Raw genomic sequence first — 2,951 nt, 5'->3', positions numbered from 1 at the left:
GTGTCCACCAGAACGGGAACGGTCCAGACCGTGCAATCGAGTTCGCGCGTTGTGACTCGAGCTGCAGGCGGCGAGGGTCGGCCATGAATGCTTTGAGGGCGTTGGCGCTTGGGAAGTCGATTCGTTGAATCTCGATCGGATCGGTAGTTGCTTGGCGTTCGACTTGATCGCGCGAACAGAGTCTTCCGCCGTGATCGGCGATAAGCGGAAGGACTTCGTCCTCGTAGAGGCGAAGGGCGTCCTCCCGGCCGGGGTACGGCCACAGCAGAACGCAGAGCCTGACAGTCACGGACCAATACTATGCGTGTGCTGCGTTTTCACGCCAGGGCCATTTGGCATCGCGCGACGGAAGCCCCCGTGGTGGATCTCGACCCGGTTGCCGCGTTGGGGGCTACGTCGCGGGAGTCACCAGGCGGTGTTGCACGCGGGAGCTGGCCCCAGTCGACTCGCGGCGGTGCGGAAGATAGTGCTCTTAGTGGGTGAGGGTGCGGGTTGCTCGGAGGGTGGCGAGGAGGTCGGTGCGTCCGGTTGGGGCGATGCGGGGTGCGATGACGGCGTGGGGTTCGTCGCCGAGGGCGATGAGATGAGCGTGATGTTGGCCGGTGTTGGCGGCGTGGATGTCGATGGTGGTGGCTGCGGCGTGGTGTGCGGCGAGGTCGAGGGCTTCGGCGTGGCTGCCGGTGGTGGCCAGGGTGTCCTGGTGGAGGAGTTGGCCGGTGGGGGTGGTCGTGGTGATGGTGACGATGTGCATGGGTCTACCTCTTGTAGGTGGTGCGGCCGCCGGCGCGGAAGGGGCTGGTGTCGGAGTGGTAGGGCTTGCCGTCGTTGTATTCGGCGTCGAGGCGGTCGAGCAGCTCCTCGAAGGCGCGGACGGTGAAGGCGACGGCGCTGGGCAGGTCCTCGTCCTTGTCGAGGGCTTCGCAGGTGCCCCAGATGCGTTCGACCAGGTCGGCTGGCAGGCGCATGTTCCAGTTGCGGTATTCGGGGGCGTCGGCCGGCCGTGGGGTGCCCTCCCCTGCTGCGGCTTGGGCGACGAGGCTGTCGGTGGTCTTGCGCTTGCGGACGGGCGGTGTGGCGGCCATGGGTTCAGGTCCTTTCGGCGGTCAGGGTGGTGAGCAGCTCGTGGAAGCTGTCGCGGACGGTGACGGCGGCGATGTCGCGGAGCTCGTCGAGTCCTTGACCGTTGGCGGCGGCTTCGGCGATGAAGGCGCGGCGTGGGATGTCGTGGGGGTGGACGGTGTAGCCGGATTGGGTGGCCCAGTCGCGGATCTCGGTGGCGACGCGGCCGTGGGTGGCGGTGCGGGTGGTGTCGCGCAGGTTGATGAGGATGTCGGGGTCGGGCAGGGGCCGGCTGGGGCGGAGGTCTTCGTTGATCTCGTCGACGAGCTCGCCGGTGTCGCTGATGCCGTTGAAGGAGTCGTTTTCGGGTTCGGTGACCAGGAGGACCCGGTCGGCTGAGTAGAGGGCGTTGATGGTTCCCAGGGACAGGCCGCGGTCGCAGTCGATGATGACGAGGTCGTAGTTGTCGCGGACGGTGTCGAGGGCTTTGTGTAGGACTTTTCCGGGGGCCACTCCCCCGAGCGCCTGCAGGGCTGCGGCGAGTTTGCCGCGGCCGGAGGGGACGATGTCCAGGCCGGGGCGGCGGGTGGTGTGGGTGGCGCCGGCGAGGGTGACGCCTGGGGTGCGGGCGTAGATGTCGGCGAGGGTGTGTCCGTCGGGGTCGCGGTTTCCGAGGATGCGCAGGGCTACTCCCCCTTGGGCGTCGTGGTCGATGACTAGGACGCGCTTGCCGCCTGCGACGGCGGTGTGGGCGAGCATGAGGGCGGTGGTGGTCTTGCCGACGCCGCCCTTGTGGTTGGCGATCGCGATGACCGTGGTCATGGGTGCTTTCCCTTCGTTATGCGTGCATGGTGCGAGTATATCGGCGCATGGTGCGGGTATGGAGCACGTGTGATGCTTGGGTGTGGGGCGTGTCGTGCGTGCATGATGCGAGGGTGGCCGGCGGTCGGGCGTGGCGCTTAGCGGAGCGGCGCCACGCCCGACCGCTCCGCCGGCCTAGCCGGTGGCCTCCTCGTCCTGGTCTTCGTCGGTGAGGGCGTCGGCGATGAGGTGGACGGCTTCCTGGACTCGGACGGCGGTGGCCTTGACCGTGTCGGCCTGTCCCCCGCTCCAGCTGGCGACGTAGCCGACGCTGTAGTCGCTCGTGTCGAGGTCGTGCAGCCCGGCCACGACGTAGGCGACGGATTCGGCCTCGAGTTCGCGGGTGGCCTGGTCGGGCTCGGTGGTGAGCTTGCCGTCGTCGTCGGTGTGCAAGATCGCGTGCGCGGCCTCGTGGATGGCGGTTTTTGCGGCGTGGGCGTCGGACAGGTCGGCGTCGACGACGATGCGGCGGGTTCCGTCGACGGTGCAGTAGCCGTTGGACTCGCCGGGGATCTGCTCGCGGGTGACGGTCCAGCCCTGGCCGGTCATCCACTGGCTGATGCGCTCGTAGAGGGCGGCGTGGTCGTCGCCCTGGAGCTGGGCGACGGGGGCGGTGGGCTGTTCGACTCCCTCGATGGGGTCGGTCTGGGAGATGTCGAACACGCTGACCACGGGCGGTGGGCACTTGATGGCCTTGCGGGTGGTCTCTCCGGTGGCCTCGTCGGTCTCGGAGACGAGGCGGAACGGCTTGCCGAAGATCCGGATCCCCTTCTCACCTTTGCGGACCTGGCGGCCCTTGGCCTGCCACGCCTTGAATCCGGCGACCTGGGTGGCGTGCGGGCACTGCACCTGGATCAGCATCGTGTTGTTGAAGCTGTAGCGGTGGAACGATCCGAGGAAGTCCAGCCACATGAGCCACTGGCCGGACTGCATGAGGGCGTCGACGGCGGCGGACAGCTCGTCGTGCATCTGCTCGACCTTCTCGGCGCGGGCCGCGCGGGCGGCCTCTTTCTGCTGCGGGGTGTAGGTCT

The 2,951-nt window shown here is 68.0% G+C and carries 5 protein-coding genes; all 5 read right to left on the bottom strand.

The annotated features are described in order from the left end of the window. Positions 1–289, bottom strand: a 289-nt coding sequence (locus G6021_RS16955) for a hypothetical protein (protein WP_206682666.1), incomplete at its 3' end; no start/stop codon positions are given. Between the two features lie 183 nt (positions 290–472). After that, positions 473–751 (bottom strand): hypothetical protein, encoded by a 279-nt coding sequence (locus tag G6021_RS12890; RefSeq protein ID WP_069388969.1) that lies wholly within the window; start codon positions 749–751, stop codon positions 473–475. 4 nt (positions 752–755) lie between these two features. Beyond that, positions 756–1,082 carry a hypothetical protein gene (locus G6021_RS12885; RefSeq protein WP_017836510.1) on the bottom strand — a complete coding sequence of 109 codons (327 nt, stop codon included), beginning with the start codon at positions 1,080–1,082 and terminating at the stop codon, positions 756–758. 4 nt (positions 1,083–1,086) lie between these two features. Beyond that, entirely contained in the window at positions 1,087–1,881 is a 795-nt protein-coding gene (locus G6021_RS12880; protein WP_067715302.1) for a ParA family protein, read from the bottom strand. A gap of 174 nt (positions 1,882–2,055) precedes the next feature. Beyond that, positions 2,056–2,951: ArdC-like ssDNA-binding domain-containing protein (locus G6021_RS12875; RefSeq protein ID WP_241736546.1), on the bottom strand; the 896-nt coding region annotated here is incomplete at its 5' end.

Source organism: Dietzia sp. CW19 (assembly GCF_014145265.1).
Classification (GTDB): domain Bacteria; phylum Actinomycetota; class Actinomycetes; order Mycobacteriales; family Mycobacteriaceae; genus Dietzia; species Dietzia natronolimnaea.
Note: the sequence above shows the minus strand (reverse complement) of the source record. Positions and strands in the feature narration are given on the sequence as shown.